The organism is Sphingomonas paucimobilis NBRC 13935 (genome assembly GCF_000739895.2).
Taxonomy (GTDB): Bacteria; Pseudomonadota; Alphaproteobacteria; order Sphingomonadales; family Sphingomonadaceae; genus Sphingomonas; species Sphingomonas paucimobilis.
The window spans coordinates 85,221-101,787 of record NZ_BBJS01000050.1 but is presented as its reverse complement, the minus strand read 5'-3'; the positions used below and the strand labels follow the sequence as shown (position 1 = coordinate 101,787).

12 protein-coding genes are annotated in these 16,567 nt (G+C 66.4%); all 12 read left to right on the top strand.

Annotated features, from left to right (window positions below):
* The first annotated feature begins 265 nt into the window (after nucleotides 1-265).
* The 12 genes from SP6_RS15820 to SP6_RS15765 all read left to right on the top strand — a co-directional run bounded on the left by SP6_RS15820 (nucleotide 266) and on the right by SP6_RS15765 (nucleotide 16,557).
* Nucleotides 266-1,012: a copper homeostasis protein CutC gene (locus SP6_RS15820; protein WP_113667687.1), complete on the top strand. Its 747-nt coding sequence runs from the start codon at nucleotides 266-268 to the stop codon at nucleotides 1,010-1,012.
* A 116-nt stretch (nucleotides 1,013-1,128) separates the two neighbouring features.
* Nucleotides 1,129-1,866 carry a GntR family transcriptional regulator gene (locus SP6_RS15815; protein WP_007404101.1) on the top strand — a complete coding sequence of 246 codons (738 nt, stop codon included), beginning with the start codon at nucleotides 1,129-1,131 and terminating at the stop codon, nucleotides 1,864-1,866.
* Nucleotides 1,859-2,899: an SIS domain-containing protein gene (locus SP6_RS15810; protein ID WP_037567983.1), complete on the top strand. Its 1,041-nt coding sequence runs from the start codon at nucleotides 1,859-1,861 to the stop codon at nucleotides 2,897-2,899. The genes SP6_RS15815 and SP6_RS15810 overlap by 8 nt, the downstream gene beginning before the upstream one ends.
* Nucleotides 2,896-4,017, top strand: a complete 1,122-nt coding sequence (gene nagA / locus SP6_RS15805) for an N-acetylglucosamine-6-phosphate deacetylase (RefSeq protein WP_007404177.1) — start codon at nucleotides 2,896-2,898, stop codon at nucleotides 4,015-4,017. The genes SP6_RS15810 and nagA overlap by 4 nt, the downstream gene beginning before the upstream one ends.
* Nucleotides 4,014-6,917 (top strand): beta-galactosidase GalA, encoded by a 2,904-nt coding sequence (galA, locus tag SP6_RS15800; RefSeq protein WP_007403950.1) that lies wholly within the window; start codon nucleotides 4,014-4,016, stop codon nucleotides 6,915-6,917. The genes nagA and galA overlap by 4 nt, the downstream gene beginning before the upstream one ends.
* Nucleotides 6,918-6,969: 52 nt before the next feature.
* A complete protein-coding gene (ptsP, locus tag SP6_RS15795) occupies nucleotides 6,970-9,432 on the top strand; it encodes a phosphoenolpyruvate--protein phosphotransferase (protein ID WP_007404023.1) in 2,463 nt (820 codons plus the stop codon).
* Nucleotides 9,429-11,168, top strand: coding sequence for an N-acetylglucosamine-specific PTS transporter subunit IIBC (gene nagE, locus SP6_RS15790; protein ID WP_007403948.1), 1,740 nt, complete (start codon nucleotides 9,429-9,431; stop codon nucleotides 11,166-11,168). The genes ptsP and nagE overlap by 4 nt, the downstream gene beginning before the upstream one ends.
* Before the next feature lie 105 nt (nucleotides 11,169-11,273).
* Entirely contained in the window at nucleotides 11,274-12,062 is a 789-nt protein-coding gene (locus tag SP6_RS15785) for an IclR family transcriptional regulator (protein ID WP_007403985.1), read from the top strand.
* 168 nt (nucleotides 12,063-12,230) lie between these two features.
* Nucleotides 12,231-13,316, top strand: coding sequence for a DUF475 domain-containing protein (locus SP6_RS15780; RefSeq protein WP_037568071.1), 1,086 nt, complete (start codon nucleotides 12,231-12,233; stop codon nucleotides 13,314-13,316).
* 62 nt (nucleotides 13,317-13,378) lie between these two features.
* On the top strand, nucleotides 13,379-14,170 hold the full coding sequence (locus SP6_RS15775) for a Crp/Fnr family transcriptional regulator (protein ID WP_007404168.1): 792 nt from the start codon (nucleotides 13,379-13,381) through the stop codon (nucleotides 14,168-14,170).
* Nucleotides 14,167-14,358, top strand: coding sequence for a hypothetical protein (locus SP6_RS15770; protein ID WP_007404143.1), 192 nt, complete (start codon nucleotides 14,167-14,169; stop codon nucleotides 14,356-14,358). The genes SP6_RS15775 and SP6_RS15770 overlap by 4 nt, the downstream gene beginning before the upstream one ends.
* A gap of 81 nt (nucleotides 14,359-14,439) precedes the next feature.
* The gene (locus SP6_RS15765; protein WP_007404092.1) at nucleotides 14,440-16,557 is read left to right on the top strand and encodes a M3 family metallopeptidase; all 2,118 of its coding nucleotides are present in this window, start codon (nucleotides 14,440-14,442) and stop codon (nucleotides 16,555-16,557) included.
* Nucleotides 16,558-16,567: the final 10 nt, after the last annotated feature.

Here is a 16,567-nt window from a genome sequence, read left to right as displayed (position 1 = left end):
ATCCGATCGCGCCACCACGCGAGATGGTCGTGTTCCACGGCGGGGAGTTCGGTGGATCCTCCCCGGACGAGCTTTTTATATCATATGCCCGGACTACCAACTTGTAACCAAACTGACATTGGTCTGCAAACGGGAAAAACGTCATCATGCTGTCATGAGACCATTAGGCTGGCCCCCGGCCTTGGTTGCTGCTTAAATAGCGGACTTCCTGATGGGTCCGGGGCCGGATGCTGGATCAAATTGGGACGAAATGCGGGGGATGGACATGACAATATCGTCGAAGCCCACAGTTCGGCCATTGCTCGAAATATGCATCGACGATGCCGAAGGCGTGGCAGCGGTGGTTGCGGGGGGCGCCGACCGAATCGAGCTGTGCGGCGCGCTGGCACTGGGCGGGCTGACGCCATCGGCGGCGCTGGTGGCGAAGGCGGTGGCATCGGGCGTTCCGGTGCATGCCATGGTCCGGCCGCGCGACGGCGACTTTCGATATGATGTGCAGGATATATCACTGGCGACCGAGGAAATTGGTCGCATGGTGGAATGGGGCGCGGCCGGTGTGGTGGTCGGTGCGATGGCCGATGATCGGACCTTGGACCTCGATACCCTGGCACGGTGGCGGGACGCGGCGCGCGATGTCGCGATCGTTCTTCACCGCGCCATCGACCTGGTCGCCGATCCAGTCGCGGCGGTCGAGCAGGCGGTGCGGCTGGGCTATGATCACATCCTGACCTCGGGCGGTGCGGCGACGGCCGAGGCTGGTGCCGATGTCATCGCAGCGATGGTCGCGGCGGCGAAAGGGCGGATTGCGATCATTGCCGGATCGGGCGTCTCGGCGGACAATGCCGCCGCCCTGATCGCTCGGACCGGGGTGGATGCGGTCCATGCCTCGGCGAGCATTCGCGAAGATTGGGGCGATGAGCGGATCACCGCGATGGGCTTTGCCAGCGGCCCAAGGCGGAGGACCAGTGTGGAGAGAGTGGCGGGCTTGCGTCAGGCCATAGAGAGGAAATAAATCCCAATGTATGCCAAATATAATACCTATTGCTCCCGTGGTTGGGCTGCGATAAGCCTTGATGCGAAGCGGGGCGCGGCATGAACGAGGTCCGGGCAAAGGGGGATGGCGCGGCCATGACATTCTCGGCGCAGGTCGGTTCTTTCCGGAAGGGTAATCCGGCGCCGCTGTACCTGCAGCTGCAGCAATTGTTGCGCGACGCCATCACCAACAATGTGCTGGCCGAGGATGATGCGATCCCCGCCGAGCGCGATCTGGCGATCGAATATGACGTGTCGCGGATCACCGTGCGCAAGGCGATTGGCGGCCTGGTCGAAGAAGGTCTGCTGACCCGCCGGCGCGGGGCGGGCACCTTCGTCGCGGGACGCGTCGAGAAGAGCTTCTCCAAGCTGTCCTCCTTCTCCGAAGACATGATCGCGCGCGGTCGGACGCCCAGCAGCGAATGGGTCAGCCGCGCGCCGGGCATGGTCACGCCCGAGGAGGCGCTGTCGCTGGGCCTGTCGCCGGGCGCGGCCGTCTATCGCTTCCAGCGCGTTCGCTATGCCGATGACGTGCCGATGGCGATCGAGATTTCGACCATCGCCGGCTTCGCGCTCCCCTCGGTCGAGGCGGTGGATCGCTCGCTCTATGCCGCGCTGGAGCGCACCGGCAATCGCCCGGTGCGCGCGCTCCAGCGGCTGCGCGCGGTGCCGTTCGGGGCGGATCATGCCAAGATGCTGGACGTCGATCCGGGCCATGCCGGCCTGTTGATCGAGCGGCGCGGATTTCTACGCGATGGACGGGCGGTGGAATATACCCAGTCCTTCTATCGCGGCGATGCCTATGATTTCGTCGCGGAGTTAACCGATGTCTGATGTGATGACCGCCGGCCAGGCGGGGACCGGCACCCTGATGGGTGCGGAAGCCGGGGAGGCGCCAGCGGCGATCGCCCGGTTGCTGGCTCGCAATGCGCCGACCGTCAAGGCGCTGGCCGAGCGGCTGCGCGCGTCCCCGCCGCCGGTGATCATCACCATCGCCCGTGGGTCGTCGGATCACGCCGCGACCTATGGCAAATATATCCTGGAGACCAAGACCGGCGTGCCGGTCTCGTCGGCCGCTCCCTCGGTCGCGTCGATCTTCGAGACGCCGATGAAGGTGCAGGGGGCGCTGGTCATCGCCATCTCGCAATCGGGCCGCAGCCCGGACCTGCTGGCGACGGTCGAGGCGTACCGCGCGGGCGGCGCGCATATCGTCGCGCTCGTCAATGACGAGGAGTCTCCGCTGGCGACCGGTGCCGACACCTTCCTGCCGCTGTCGGCGGGCCCAGAGCGCGCCGTCGCCGCCACCAAGTCCTGCCTGACTGCGCTGGCGGGCTTGGCGCAACTTGCCGCCGCCTGGGCCGGTGACGAAACGCTGGAAGCCGCGCTGGCCGATCTGCCCGCTCAGGTGGAACAGGCGTTGGGCCTCGACTGGTCGCCTGCGGTCGAAGCGTTCCGGGACGTCAGCCAGATGTTCGTGCTGGGTCGCGGTTACGGCTATGGCGTGGCGCAGGAAGCCGCGCTGAAGCTGAAGGAAACCTGCTCGATCCAGGCCGAGCCGTTCAGCGCCGCCGAAGTGCGCCACGGCCCGATGCGCATCGTCGAGCCCGGCTATTCGGTGCTGGGTTTCGCCACCTCCGACGTGGCGGGCGAGGATGTGAAGGCCGTCGCCGATCAGTTCGCGGCGCGCGGGGCCAAGCCGTTCGTCGCGGGGCAGGGTGGTGTGCTGCCCATGGTCGCCGGCCACCCCGCGCTGGAGCCGATTTCGATGCTCGCCAGCTTCTACCGCATGGTCGAGGCGCTGGCACTCGCCCGTGGCATGGACCCTGACTCGCCGCCGCATCTTCAGAAAGTGACCCGCACGCTATGACCCGTTTCCGCTTCGTCAACGGCCATGTCGCGACCTCGGGCGGCGTCCTGCCCGGTGCGGAGATCGTCGTCGACGGCGACCGTATCGCGTCGATCGGCGCGGTCGAGGGTTCGGCTGACACGATCGATCTGAACGGCGGCTGGGTCGTCCCCGGCTATATCGATACGCAGGTCAATGGCGGCGGCGGCGTGCTGTTCAACGATCGGCTCGACGTGGAGGGCATTGCGACCATGGCGGCGGCGCATGCCGCCTATGGCACCACCGCGATGCTGCCGACTTTGGTCAGCGAGACCCCCGACAAGATCGCCCGCGCGCTCGACGCGATCGACGAGGCGATCGAGGCGAAGGTGCCCGGCATCGTCGGCATCCATGTCGAAGGGCCCGTCCTCAATCCGGCGCGCAAAGGCATCCACGACCCGACGCGCTTCCGCGATCTGGACGAGGAGATGATCGCCGTCCTGACCCGCCCGCGCAAGGGCAAGGTCATGCTGACCGTCGCGCCCGAGCGCGTGCCGGTCGCGACGATCAAGCGCCTTGTCGATGCGGGCGTGTTGGTCAGCGCGGGGCATAGCGAGGCCAGCTACGAACAGGCGATGGCGGCGTTCGATGTCGGGCTGATCGGCATCACGCACCTCTACAACGCCATGCCGGCGATGCAGCAGCGCGTGCCGGGGCTGGCGGGCGCGACGCTCGACGATCCACGTCCCTATAGCGGGCTCATCATCGACGGCTTCCACGTCTCCGCGCCGATGCTGCGCCTGGCGCTGAAGGCGCGGCCGTTCGACAAGCTGATGCTGGTCACCGATGCCATGTCGTCGGTCGGCGCGGTGGAGAAAGACTTTGTCCTGCACGGCCGCCATATCGACGTGTCGGGCGGCAAGTGCACCTATGCCGATGGCACGCTGGCGGGCTCCGACCTCGATATGGGGTCGGCGGTCGCCAATGCGGTCGAGCAGTTGCGTATCACCGTCGATCAGGCGGCGGCGATGGCGGCGACCCATCCGGCGGCGTTTCTGGGCCTCGCCCATGAGCGCGGCGCGCTGGTTGCCGGCCTGCGCGCCGACTGGGTGGTGCTCGACGCACGCCTCAAGCCCGTCGACACGCGGATCGCGGCATGACGGTTGCGCGTCGGGACCTGTTGCTGGGCAGCGCGGTGGTGGGGCTGGTGGGCGGGATTCCGTCCGTCCCGCTCTTCGCCGCCGATCGCCGCCCGGCGGATGGTGCCGGCGCGCTTCCCATGCCGGCCCCGACCGATCGGCTTCCCGCCGCTCTGCCGGTGCAGGACGCCGCACGCGTCCTGATGGATCGCGGCTGGCTGTTCCATGAGGGCGATGTCGAGCCCACCCCGCTTGACACGCACAATGCGACCTATCTGTCGGTCAAGGCCGGCAACGCCCGTGGTGCGGCGGCGGTCGATTTCGACGATAGCGACTGGCAGGCCGTCGACCTGCCGCATGACTGGGCCTCTTTCCAGCCCTTCGTGAAGACCGCCAATGTCGCGCAAGGCTATCGCCCGCGCGGGATCGGCTGGTACCGGCGCAGCTTCCGGCTGGACCCCGCGCTTCGTGGCCGGCGGATCGAGCTGGAATTCGGTGGCATCGCAACCTTCGCGACCATCTGGGTCAATGGCAGCGTCGTTTCGCACAATTTCTCCGGCTATAACGCCGTGCGCATCGACCTGACGCCATTTGCGCGCTTCGGGGACGAGGCGAATGTCATCGCCGTCCGCGTCGATGCGAATGCGATGGAGGGCTGGTGGTATGAGGGCGCCGGCCTCTACCGCCATGTCTGGCTGGGCGATTACGCGCCGGTGTCGATCGCGACCGACGGCGTGCATTGTGATCCGCGCAAGACGGACAAAGGCTGGCATGTCCCCGTCACCGCGACACTGACCAGCATCATTGAGACCGATAGCGCGGTGACGGTCGAGGCCCGATTGCTCGATCCGCAAGGCCGGGTGGTGGCGCAGGGCCAGGCACAGGCGACGGTGCCCGCGCTGGATGAAGGCACGGCGACCCTCGACCTGCCCGTCCCCGATCCGGTGCTCTGGTCGGTCGAACGACCTACGCTCTACACGCTCGACGTACGCCTGCTACGCGACGGGCAGGTGGCGGACGAACGCCATGTGCCGATCGGTTTCCGCACGCTCCGTTTCGACGCCGCGCAGGGCTTTTTCCTCAACGACCGCCCTGTGAAGCTGAAGGGCGTCTGCCTGCATCAGGATCATGCCGGCGTCGGCACCGCGATCCCCGACGCGCTGATCGGCTGGCGGCTGGAGCGGCTGAAGGCGATGGGCTGCAACGCGGTGCGGTCGAGCCACAATGCGCCGACGCCGGAATTGCTCGACTGGTGCGACCGGCTGGGCCTGCTGGTCATGAACGAGAACCGGCAGTTCAATCCGGCGCCTGAATATCGCGCGCAGCTGGAATGGCTGGTCCGGCGCGATCGCAATCATCCCTCCGTCATCCTGTGGTCGGTGTTCAACGAAGAGCCGATGCAAGGTACGCCCGCCGGCGTCGCGATGGTGCAGCGCATGGCGCATTGGGTGCGCGCGCTGGACGATAGCCGCCCGGTGACCGCCGCAATGAACGGGGCCTTCTTCGATCCCGTCAACGTCGCGCAGGTCGTCGATGTCACCGGGTTCAACTATTATCAGGGTGATTACGACCGCTATCACCAACTGAATCCGGCCAAGCCGATGACCAGCTCCGAGGACACCAGCGCCTTCATGACGCGCGGCGCGTTCGAGAGCGATCCGGCGCGGCACATCGCGTCGAGCTATGATATCGAGGCGGCGAGCTGGGGCGACACGCATCGCGGCGCGTGGAAGAAGATTGCCGAGCGCGCCTATGTAGCGGGCGGGTTCGTGTGGACCGGCTTCGACTATCATGGCGAGCCGACGCCCTATGAATGGCCGACCATCGCCAGCTTCTTCGGCATCATGGATCTGTGCGGTTTCCCGAAGGTCGCCTTCGACATCCACCGTGCCGCTTGGGTCGATGATCAGCCGGTCGTCGCGATCGCGCCACACTGGAGCTGGCCGGGGCGCGAGGGCAAGCCGACCAAGGTCATGGTCCTGTCCAACGCCGAGCGCGTCGTGCTTCGCCTGAACGGCAAGACGGTGGGCGAGGCCATGGTCGACCGGCTGATGGGCAATGAATGGACTATCCCCTACGCGCCCGGCCGGATCGAGGCGATCGCCTATCGCGGCGGCCGCGAGGTCGGCCGCGCCGCGCATGAGACGGTCGGCGCGCCGGTCGCGCTGCGGCTGACGCCGGCGCGTACCGTGATGGCGGGCGATACCGAGGACGCGCAGGCGATCACCATCGATGCGGTAGACGCCAAGGGCCGGCATGTGCCCACCGCCAATCTGATGACCCGCTTCACCATCGAGGGCGGGGCGATCATCGGCGTCGGCAATGGCGATCCCAACAGCCATGAGTCGGAAAAGGGCAACCAGCGCTCGCTGTTCAACGGGCTGGCCCAGATGATCGTCCGACCCGATACCGGGCGCGGGCGGATCACGATCCGCGCGACGGCGGACGGACTGAAGCCTGCGACGCTTCGGCTCGACCGGCTGGGCGTGGCGCCGCGCGCGCAAGTCGCGTTGATGCCCGCCGAGGCCGATCTGCGCGACTGGCGGCGCTCGCCCCGGTTCGACACCAAGCCATCGGCCGATCTGGCCCCGGCGGCCAGCGACAATAATGGCTGGGCCTTTGTCCATGCGGGCACGCCGACCCCGCCGGAAGCGGCCGGTTGGCGCGTCTATCGCACCGTCCTGACCCCACGTCGGGCGGTGGCGGCGCGTGGTGGCGAGCTGAGCTTTGCGTCCATTGGCGGCATGGCCAGCCTGTGGGTCGACGGCAAGCTGGTCGCGGAAAAGCGTGATCCCAAGCCGGGCCCGCTGACCGCGACGCTACCGGCGGGCGAGGGCAAGCGGGCGATCGCGCTGGTCGTCGCGGGGCTCGGCAATATCGAGAGTGGCCTGATCGGCCGTGTGACGGTCCGTCCGCGCTGAGACCGCGGGGAATTTGCGAGAAGGATGGGCGATTTGGCGAAAGTGACGTGCGATGAGTGACCTGACCATTTTTGCCCCGCTGGCCGGTTGGGTGACGCCCCTGGCGCAGGTGCCCGACGCGGTCTTTGCCGAAAAGATGCTGGGTGACGGAATTGCCATCGACCCCGTCAACGACGCCCTGTGCGCGCCCTGCGACGCGACCGTGCTGACCGTGCATGAAGCAGGGCATGCGGTGACGCTGCGCAGCACCGCTGGCTTCGAACTCATCTGCCATATCGGCATCGACACCGTGTCGCTGGGCGGCAGGGGGCTGACGCCGCAGGTCGAGGCCGGCGCCAAGGTGCTGGCCGGCCAGCCGCTGATCCGCTTCGACCTCGATTATCTGGTCCAGAACGCGCCCGCCGTGGTCACGCCGATCATCGTCGCCGACGCCACCCTTTATGGTGTCGAACCGATCGCATCGGGTGTGGTCGCCATCGGCGATCCGCTGTTGCGCGTCGTGCCGCTGGCGGCGGAGGCAGGCGAGGCGCAGGCATCGGGCGAGACGTTGGTCGAAGAGACGGTCGTCGCGCTGTCGCACGGTCTCCATGCCCGTCCTGCCGCCCGACTGGTCGAGGCGGTGCGGCGGCATGAGGCGCAGGTCACGCTGTACCATGGCGATCGCCATGCGTCGGCGCTCAGCGCGGTCGGTCTGCTGGGGCTGGGGCTGGGCCACGGCGCCACTGTGCGGATCGAGGCGAACGGGCCTCAGGCCGCCGCCGCACTGGCCGAGGTCATCGCCTTTCTGAATGATGCGACCGTCGAGGAAGGCCCGCGCGAAGCGCCCGAGCCGACGCGCGGCGAAGGGCCGGGCCTGGGCGGCGTGCCTGCTGCCCCCGGTCTGGCGGTGGGGCCAATCCACCGGCTGACCCGTGCGGCCATCCCCGTCGAGACGGTCGCCGGCAGCCCCGAGACGGAGCGGCAGAAGCTGACCGATGCCCTGACTCATGTCCGCGAGGCGTTGGTCCTGGCCGCCGCCGCCGGTGGTGCGCGGGGCGGCGTAATGGCCGCGCATGGCGCGATGCTGGCCGACCCCACCCTGTCCGAGGCCGCCATAGCGGGCGTCGGCCGGGGGCTGAGCGCGGGTGTGGCGTGGCAGGAAGCCATTGCCGAGCAGGTCGCGGTGCTGATGTCGAGCGGCGACCGTCGTATCGCCGAGCGGGCCGATGATCTTCGCGACCTGGAACGCCATGTCCTCGCCGCGCTCGCTGGTCTGCCGATCGAGGGGCCGAGCGTTCCGGCCGGGGCGGTCCTGGTCGCCGAGGACCTGCTGCCCAGCCAGGTCGCCGCGCTCGATGCCGGCGTCGTGGCGGGCATCGCGCTGGTCAAGGGCGGGCCGACTTCGCATGCCGCGATCCTGGCGGCCGGCATGGGTCTGCCCATGGCGGTGGCGTTCGGCGATTCGCTGGCGGCGCTGGAAGACGGGCGCACCATCATTCTCGATGCCGATCGCGGGCTGATCGATCCCGAACCCGATGCCGCTGCGCAAGTCCAGGCGCGTGAGACCATCGCCCGCCGCAAGGCCGAGATGGAGGCCGCGCGCGCGGCACAGGGGCCCTGTCGCACGGCGGATGGCACCCGGATCGAAATGTTCGCCAATCTCGGCTCGGTCGCCGATGCCGAAGCGGCGGTGGCCGAAGGCGCGGAAGGCTGTGGCCTGCTGCGCACCGAATTCCTGTTCCTGGAACGCGCGACCGCGCCGACCCGTGACGAACAGGCGCGCGACTATCAGGCGATTGCGGATGCGCTGGGCGATCGGCCGATGATCATCCGCCTGCTCGATGTCGGCGGCGACAAGCCCGCGCCCTATATGGACCTGCCCGTCGAGGAGAATCCGGCGCTGGGTCTGCGTGGCATCCGCGTATCGCTCGCCGATCCGCAATTGCTGGAGGATCAGATCGGTGCGATCCTGGCGGTGCGTCAGCCCTGCCGGATCATGGCGCCCATGGTCGCCAGCCTGTCCGAACTCGAGGCGGTGCGTGCCGTCGTCGAACGCCAGGGCGGCCACCTTGGTCATCGGGCAGAAGTCGGCGTGATGATCGAGACCCCGGCGGCCGCGATTTCCGCCGATATCCTTGCACGGAAGGCGGATTTCTTCTCGATCGGGACCAACGACCTGACCCAGTATACCCTCGCCATGGATCGCGGCAATGCGGCGGTGGCGGCGGGGGTCGACGGGCTGCATCCGGCGGTGCTGCGCCTGATCGGGACGACCTGCGACGGCGCGGCCAAGCATGATACGCCGGTCGGCGTGTGCGGATCGCTCGCGGCGGATCGGCTGGCGGTGCCGATCCTGCTCGGCCTGGGCGTCACCGAATTGTCGGTGCCCCCGGCGCGGGTTGCGGCGATCAAGGCGCTGGTCGGCAAGCTCGACCTCGCACGCTGCCGGACGGTGGCGGGCGAGGCGATGGAGCTTCCCTCGGCGGCGGCGGTGCGCGCGCATATTACCCAGATGCTTCAGGAGATCGGCGCATGAGCTCGCCCATGGCCTCGCTACAATCGCTCGGGCGGGCGCTGATGCTGCCCATCGCGGTCCTGCCGGTGGCGGGTCTGCTGCTGCGCCTCGGCCAGCCGGACATGCTGAACATCGCCTTCATGGCGAATGCGGGCAATGCGATCTTCGACAATCTGGGCCTCTTGTTCGCGGTCGGCGTCGCCACCGCCTTCGCCCGCGACGGCAATGGTGCGGCGGCATTGGCAGGGATCGCCTGCTATCTCGTCACCATCAAGGGGGCGGAGACATTGGCCGTGCCGCCGGCCGGTATCGGGGCAGGGCTGGCCAAGGACGTCGCCGCGACCTTGGATGCCGCCTGGCGGACCAAGGCGGTGCACCGTTTCGACGTGCCGGTCGGCATCGTCGCCGGTTTGATCGGCGGCAGCTTCTACAACCGCTTCGCCACGATCAAGATGCCGGAATATCTGGCCTTTTTCGGTGGTCGCCGGTTCGTGCCGATCATCTCGGGCATCGCCGGGTTGGGGCTGGCGGCGCTGCTGGGCGCGGCGTTCGGGCCGGTCAATGCGGGGATCGATGGCTTGAGCCAAGGCATCGTCCAGGCGGGCGGCCTGGGGCTGTTCGCCTTTGGCGTGCTGAACCGGCTGCTGATCGTCACCGGCCTGCATCACATCCTGAACACCGTCGCCTATTTCGTGGTCGGCGATTATCACGGCAAGACCGGCGACCTGACCCGGTTCTTCGCCGGCGACCCGACGGCGGGCGCGTTCATGAGCGGCTTCTTCCCGGTCATGATGTTCGGCCTGCCCGCCGCGTGTCTGGCCATGTATCATGAGGCGCTGCCCGAGCGGAAGAAAGCCGTCGGGGGCATGCTGTTCAGTCTGGCGCTGATGTCGTTCCTGACCGGCGTGACCGAGCCGATCGAGTTCAGCTTCATGTTCCTGGCGCCGGTCCTCTACGCCTTCCACGCGATCCTGACGGGCCTGTCGGAAGCGCTGATGAACGCGCTCGGCATCCGGCTGGGCTATACCTTCTCGGCAGGTCTGTTCGACTATGTCATCAATTTCGGCAAGGCGACCAAGCCGCTGCTGCTGATTCCGATCGGCGCACTCTATGCGCTGCTCTATTACGCGGTCTTCCGTTTCGCGATCCGCCGTTGGAATCTCCAGACGCCGGGCCGCGAGGCCGAGCCTGCGGGCGAGAGCGTCGCCGAAGGCGAGCAGTCGGCGATCGAGGGTGGGCGCGGTGCCTCCTTCGTCGTGGCGATGGGCGGTGGCGCCAATCTGGCCGAGGTGGCGGCGTGCACCACGCGTCTGCGCCTGATCGTCAAGAACCCCGCCATTGTCGACGAGCCCGCGCTCAAGCGGCTGGGCGCTCGCGGCATCCTGCGGCCGTCGCCGACGGGCGTGCAGGTGGTGCTGGGCCCCGTGGCCGATACCGTGGCGATGGAAATGCGCGCCGCGATCGAGGCAGGTCTCGGTCAGCGTATCGCATCCAAAGCGGTGCCGACTGCACCTGCGTCACTGTCGGGCGCAGAAGCCGCGGTGCAGCCTCCCGCCACCCTGCCGGACAGCATGCTGGCCATGCTGGGCGGGGCCGACAATGTCCGATCGGCACAGCCCTATGCCGGGCGCTGGCGCGTGGAACTGCGCGATACCGGCCGGGTCGCAACGGACGCTACGGCACCGGGCGTTCGGATTGTTGCGGCGACCGGGGGTGACATTGTTCACATTCTGACCGAATCGGGGTCAATTTATTAATATAAATCAACTTGATGATGTTTGGCTAGTAGATGTAGTCGGATCAAGAATCGCGCCCGAGCGATTCAGTGTGGGTATTGGCCTGCGCTAGGACGGAGGGTTTGCTTGATCACTGGATCGACGGATGATGTCTCGGAAGACAAAAGGCTCTACCGCGCACCTGCGCTGGAGAAGGGGCTGGACATCCTAGAACTCCTGTCCGCGCAGGAAAGGCCCCTGACGATGAGTGCCATCGTCACTGGCCTGGGCCGTTCGACCGGTGAGCTGTTCCGGATGATCCAGGTCCTGGAGCATCGCGGCTATGTGCGCCAGGGCTCTGATGGCTATGTGATCACCGAACGGCTGTTCCATCTGGGACTGAAGCGGCCGCCGGTGCGCAGCCTGATGGAACTGGCCTTGCCGGAGATGCGCAGCCTGGCCGATCGGATTGGCCAGTCCTGTTATGCGGCAATCCCATCGGGCGCGTCGTCGTCGGTCGTCGCGCGGATGGAGGCCAGCACGACGATCGGTTTTTCCGTTCGGGTCGGCTACCGGCAGCCGCTCAACGAGGCGCCCTCGGGGCAGGTCCTCTATGCCTTCCAGACGGACGATGTCCGGCGGGAATGGGAGGCGATGTTCGATCCGCCGTTGACCGATGACGCCCAGGCCGCCTTGGTGGCCCAGGCGGATGTGATCCGGGCGCAGGGCTATGCGCGCACGGACAGCCGCGAGATGACGGGCCTGGTCGAACTGGCGGCCCCGATCTTGCGGGGTGAGCGGGCATGCGCCGTGCTGACCGTTCCGTTCATCCGCCTGACCCATGCGGTGGTGGACGAGCAGGAGGCGCTGAACCAGCTCCGCGCCGCGGCCGAGCGGATCGGCAATCAGCTATCCGGGAACGACGTCGGCATCTGAGATGCCGCCGCACCCGATGACCGGAAGCCCTTCCTGGCTCGCTTGCCTGATTGACGGCCCTGACGATACAGCCCCGGCCGATTGAACAAATCGGATCGGTGCGGGCTTTATCGCCCACATACCGGAGTGCCGGCCTTGGGGGCCGGATGCGTACAGGGGAATCGGGTGCTGCTGAAATATTATAAGGGATCGTTCCTTTTTACCGGCATCTGCCTGGCGATCGCGGCGTGGTTGGGTTTCCAGAGCACGGGTACCTTGCCCGGCACGCTGAGCGTGCTGTGGATCGTTGCGGTGCTGGGCGTTCTGGAAGTGTCGCTGTCCTTCGACAATGCGGTGGTCAACGCCACCGTGCTGCGGGACATGGACGACAAATGGCGTCGTCGCTTTCTGACCTGGGGCATCCTGATCGCGGTGTTCGGGATGCGGATCGTCTTTCCGCTCGCGATCGTCGCGATCGCCGCGCATATGGGCCCGATCGAGGCGATCAAGCTCGCCGCCGGTGACCCTGTCCGCTATGAACAGATCATCACCTCCGCCCATGTCGGCATTTCGGGCTTTGGTGGCAGTTTCCTGGCGATGGTCGGCCTCAACTTCTTCCTCGGCGATGAGAAGGACGAGCATTGGCTGGGGGTGATCGAGCGTCCGCTGGCGGCGCTGCGTGAGATTTCGGGTCTGGCGACCGGCATCGTCCTGCTCGCCCTTTACACCATTTCTCAGTTCATTCCGGTCGAGGAGGCGATGACCTTCCTGACCGCCGGCATTTTCGGGCTGCTGACCTATATCGCGGTCCATGCGGTCGGCGTCCTGCTCGAGGGGGATGGCGACGCGGCGACGGGTGCGGCGGCCCGGTCGGGTTTCGCGGCCTTCCTGTATCTCGAAGTGCTCGATGCCAGCTTCTCGTTCGACGGGGTGATTGGCGCCTTTGCGCTGTCGAACAATCTCTTCATCATCGCGCTGGGCCTGGGCATTGGCGCGATGTTCGTCCGTTCGATGACGATCATGCTGGTCGATAAGGGCACGCTGACCCAATATCGCTACCTCGAGCATGGCGCCTTCTATGCCATATTGGCGTTGGCTGCGATCATGCTGCTGTCGGTGCGGTTCGAGATTCCGGAGACCGTCACCGGGCTGATCGGTGCCACGCTGATCGGCCTGTCCTTCTGGGCATCGGTGCGCAGCAATCGCAAACATCCCGAAGAGTCGCTGGCGAGCGCCGACCCCGTTCGCGCGACGGGCAAGTCGGTTAACTCCTGATCCGGAACCCTTGCCGCCAGAAACGATTACCCATGTCGTAACGCTGGCGAAAAGGAATACCCATGCCGATATCGGCGATCGATACCCTGGAGGGTAAAGGGTTCGTTTCCAATCCGCTCAGGCACACGCATCTGTTCCTCAAGGGGCGTGGACGTGACGCGATGACGCCCGACGACATGGCGGTGCTGGAGGACAGCGTCGCCGATGTCATCGCCTTGCCCGCCCGCAAGATCGTGATCCGGCGCGAGGAACGGGTGCGGTATAGCAGCCTACTGCTGGAAGGCGTGATGTGTCGGTACATGGACGATCGCCATGGCAATCGGCAGATCGTGGCCTTCCATGTCCCCGGTGATTTCGTCGACCTGCACGGCTTTGCCATGCGCTATCTGGACCATGATGTCGCCACGCTGACGCCGGTGCGCGTCGCGACGGTGGGGCATGACCGGCTGGAGGCGATCGTCCAGCATCGCCCGCGCCTGACCCGGTTGTTGTGGTTTTCGACCCTACTCGACGCGGCGATGCACCGCGAATGGGTGTTCCGGCTGGGGCGGCTGGAGGCCGATGGCCGTGTCGCGCATCTGTTCTGCGAACTGCATGAGCGGCTCGCCATGGTGGATATGGTCCGCGATGGCGCCTTTCGCTTTCCCGTCACCCAGATCGATCTCGCGGAGGCAGCGGGGATCACGCCCGTTCATCTCAATCGCGTACTGCGCTCGTTGCGCGAACGGGGCTTGATGACCTTTCGCAGCGGGGATGTGCACATCCTCGATTCCGATGCGCTTCGGACACTGGCCGATTTCGATCCGGGCTATTTGTTCGGTGGTGGTCCGACCATGAACGAGAAGATTGCATGAGCACCGCCTTCAACCCGTGGCCCGTCCATGGTGATGCGGGGGTCGCGACGGCCGAGCAGGGGATCGTCATGCTCGACGGCCCCAATGGCGTGGCGGTGGCGATGACGCCATATGCCGCGCAGGCAACCGGCGAGTCCTTGATCGCGGCGGCGCGGATGGCCGAGGCGCAGTTGCGCGATGGGTCCTGATGAGCGCTTGGTAAGACAGGAGACTTTACCCGTTTGTCCCGTGGCTTATGATGACGCCTGTTTCATGAACGGGAGTTACTCTTGCGTCATCTCTACCTTGCCGCTGGCCTTGCGGCGCTTCTGAGCAGTTCCGTGCTGGCCGGTCCGCCCCAAGCTGCCCAGGCGCCCGCCACCAACCCGCTGCTCGCGCCCTGGACTGGCCCCTATGGCGGGGTGCCCCCTTGGGACAAGGTGAAGCCGGAACTCTTCCCGGCGGCCTTCGAAGCGGCGCTGGCCGAGCGCAAGCAGGACTATGACCGGATCGCCAATAATCCGGCCAAGCCGACCTTCGCCAATACCTTCGTGCCGATGCAGAATGCCGGGCAGACGCTGAACCGCGTGATGACGCTGTTCGGGGTGATGACGGGCAATATGAATACGCCCGCCTATCAGGCGCTGGACCGTGAATGGTCGCCCAAGCTTTCCAAGGCGTCGGACGAGATCACCTTCAACCCCAAGCTGTTCGCTCGGATCGAGGCGATCTACAAGGCACGCGACACGAGCGGGCTGGATGCGCAGCAGAAGCGGCTGGTCACGCGCACCTATGACAGCTTCGTGCGGCAGGGTGCCAAGCTGACGCCCGCGCAGAAGGAGGAGCTGTCCGCCTTCAACCAGAATCTCGCCATCAACTTCAGCGGGTTTTCGCAGCGGCTGCTGGCGGACGAAGGCACCGCGATCATCGTTACCGACGAGGCGCGCCTTGCGGGTCTGCCCGACAGCGTGAAGGCGGTGGCCAAGGCGGCCGCCGCGGAGCGTGGGCAGCAGGGCTGGGCGATCGTCAACACGCGGTCTGCGGTCGATCCGGTGTTGACCTTTGCCACCGACCGGGCACTGCGCGAGCAGGTGTGGCGCGCCTTCACCAAGCGCGGCGACAATGGCGATGTGAATGACACCAAGGCGACGATCGCTCGTATCGTCCGCCTGCGCGCCAACCGCGCGCATCTGCTGGGCTTCAAGACCCATGCCGACTGGCGGATGCAGGACACGATGGCCAAGACCCCGGCCGCCGCCATGGACCTGATGATGCGCGTTTGGCCGGCCGCCAAGGCGCGCGTCGCCGAGGAGGTCCGCGACATGCAGGCCATTGCGGATAAGGAAGGAGCGAAGATCACGATCGAGCCCTGGGACTATCGCTTCTATCAGGAGAAGGTCCGCAAGAGCCGCTACGACCTCGATCAGGCCGAGTTGAAGCCCTATTTCGAACTGAATAACATCATCCAGGGTTCGCTCTATGCCGCGAACCGGCTCTATGGGCTCGAGTTCAAGGAAATCACCGGCACGGTCCCGGTGTTCGAGCCGAACATGCGCGTCTGGCACGTCACCCGGAACGGCAAGGAAGTCGGCCTGTTCTACCGCGACGATTTCGCGCGGACGGGCAAGCGTTCGGGCGCATGGGCCAACACCTATCGCGGCCAGCGCAACCTGCCGCCGGTGCAGAATGTCCTGTCGTCGAACAACAACAACTTCGCCAAGGGCGCGAAGGGCGAGCCGGTGCTGATCAGCCTGGACGATGCCGAGACGCTGTTCCACGAATTTGGCCACGCCATCCACGCGATGCTCCAGAACGTCACCTATCCGGGGCTGGCGGGCACGCCGCGCGACTTTGTGGAATATCCCAGCCAGGTGAACGAGCATTGGCTGCTGACCCGCGACGTGCTCGACAAGTACGCGCGCCACTACAAGACCGGCCAGCCCATGCCGCAGGCGCTGCTCGATAAGATCAAGGCGTCGGAGACCTTCAACCAGGGCTTCGCGACGACCGAATATCTGTCCTCGGCGATCGTCGACATGAAGCTGCACACCATCCCGGACGGGATCGTCGACCCGGCGGCGTTCGAGGCGACGACCCTGCGCGAGATCGGGATGCCGAAGGAATTGGTGATGCGGCACCGCCTGCCGCAGTTCAATCACCTCTTCTCGTCGGACAGCTATTCGGCGGGCTATTACAGCTATCTCTGGTCGGAGACGATGGACGCCGATACCTTCGCCGCGTTCGAGGAAGCGGGGAGCCCGTGGGACAAGGCGACGGCGGACCGCTTCGCGCGTATCCTGCTGTCGACGGGGAATGAAACGGACCGCGCGGAAGCGTATCGCGCTTTCCGGGGGCGCGATCCGGACGTGAACGCGCTGCTCAAGCAGCGGGGCTTCCCGACGAAGTAATTCAAAGTCC

Bases quoted from the DNA above. Each gene is read 5' to 3' on its own strand.
- SP6_RS15820 (WP_113667687.1), top strand. From the start codon at position 266: ATGACAATATCGTCGAAGCCCACAGTTCGGCCATTGCTCGAAATATGC.
- SP6_RS15815 (WP_007404101.1), top strand. From the start codon at position 1,129: ATGACATTCTCGGCGCAGGTCGGTTCTTTCCGGAAGGGTAATCCGGCG.
- SP6_RS15810 (WP_037567983.1), top strand. From the start codon at position 1,859: ATGTCTGATGTGATGACCGCCGGCCAGGCGGGGACCGGCACCCTGATG.
- nagA (WP_007404177.1), top strand. From the start codon at position 2,896: ATGACCCGTTTCCGCTTCGTCAACGGCCATGTCGCGACCTCGGGCGGC.
- galA (WP_007403950.1), top strand. From the start codon at position 4,014: ATGACGGTTGCGCGTCGGGACCTGTTGCTGGGCAGCGCGGTGGTGGGG.
- ptsP (WP_007404023.1), top strand. From the start codon at position 6,970: ATGAGTGACCTGACCATTTTTGCCCCGCTGGCCGGTTGGGTGACGCCC.
- nagE (WP_007403948.1), top strand. From the start codon at position 9,429: ATGAGCTCGCCCATGGCCTCGCTACAATCGCTCGGGCGGGCGCTGATG.
- SP6_RS15775 (WP_007404168.1), top strand. From the start codon at position 13,379: ATGCCGATATCGGCGATCGATACCCTGGAGGGTAAAGGGTTCGTTTCC.
- SP6_RS15770 (WP_007404143.1), top strand. From the start codon at position 14,167: ATGAGCACCGCCTTCAACCCGTGGCCCGTCCATGGTGATGCGGGGGTC.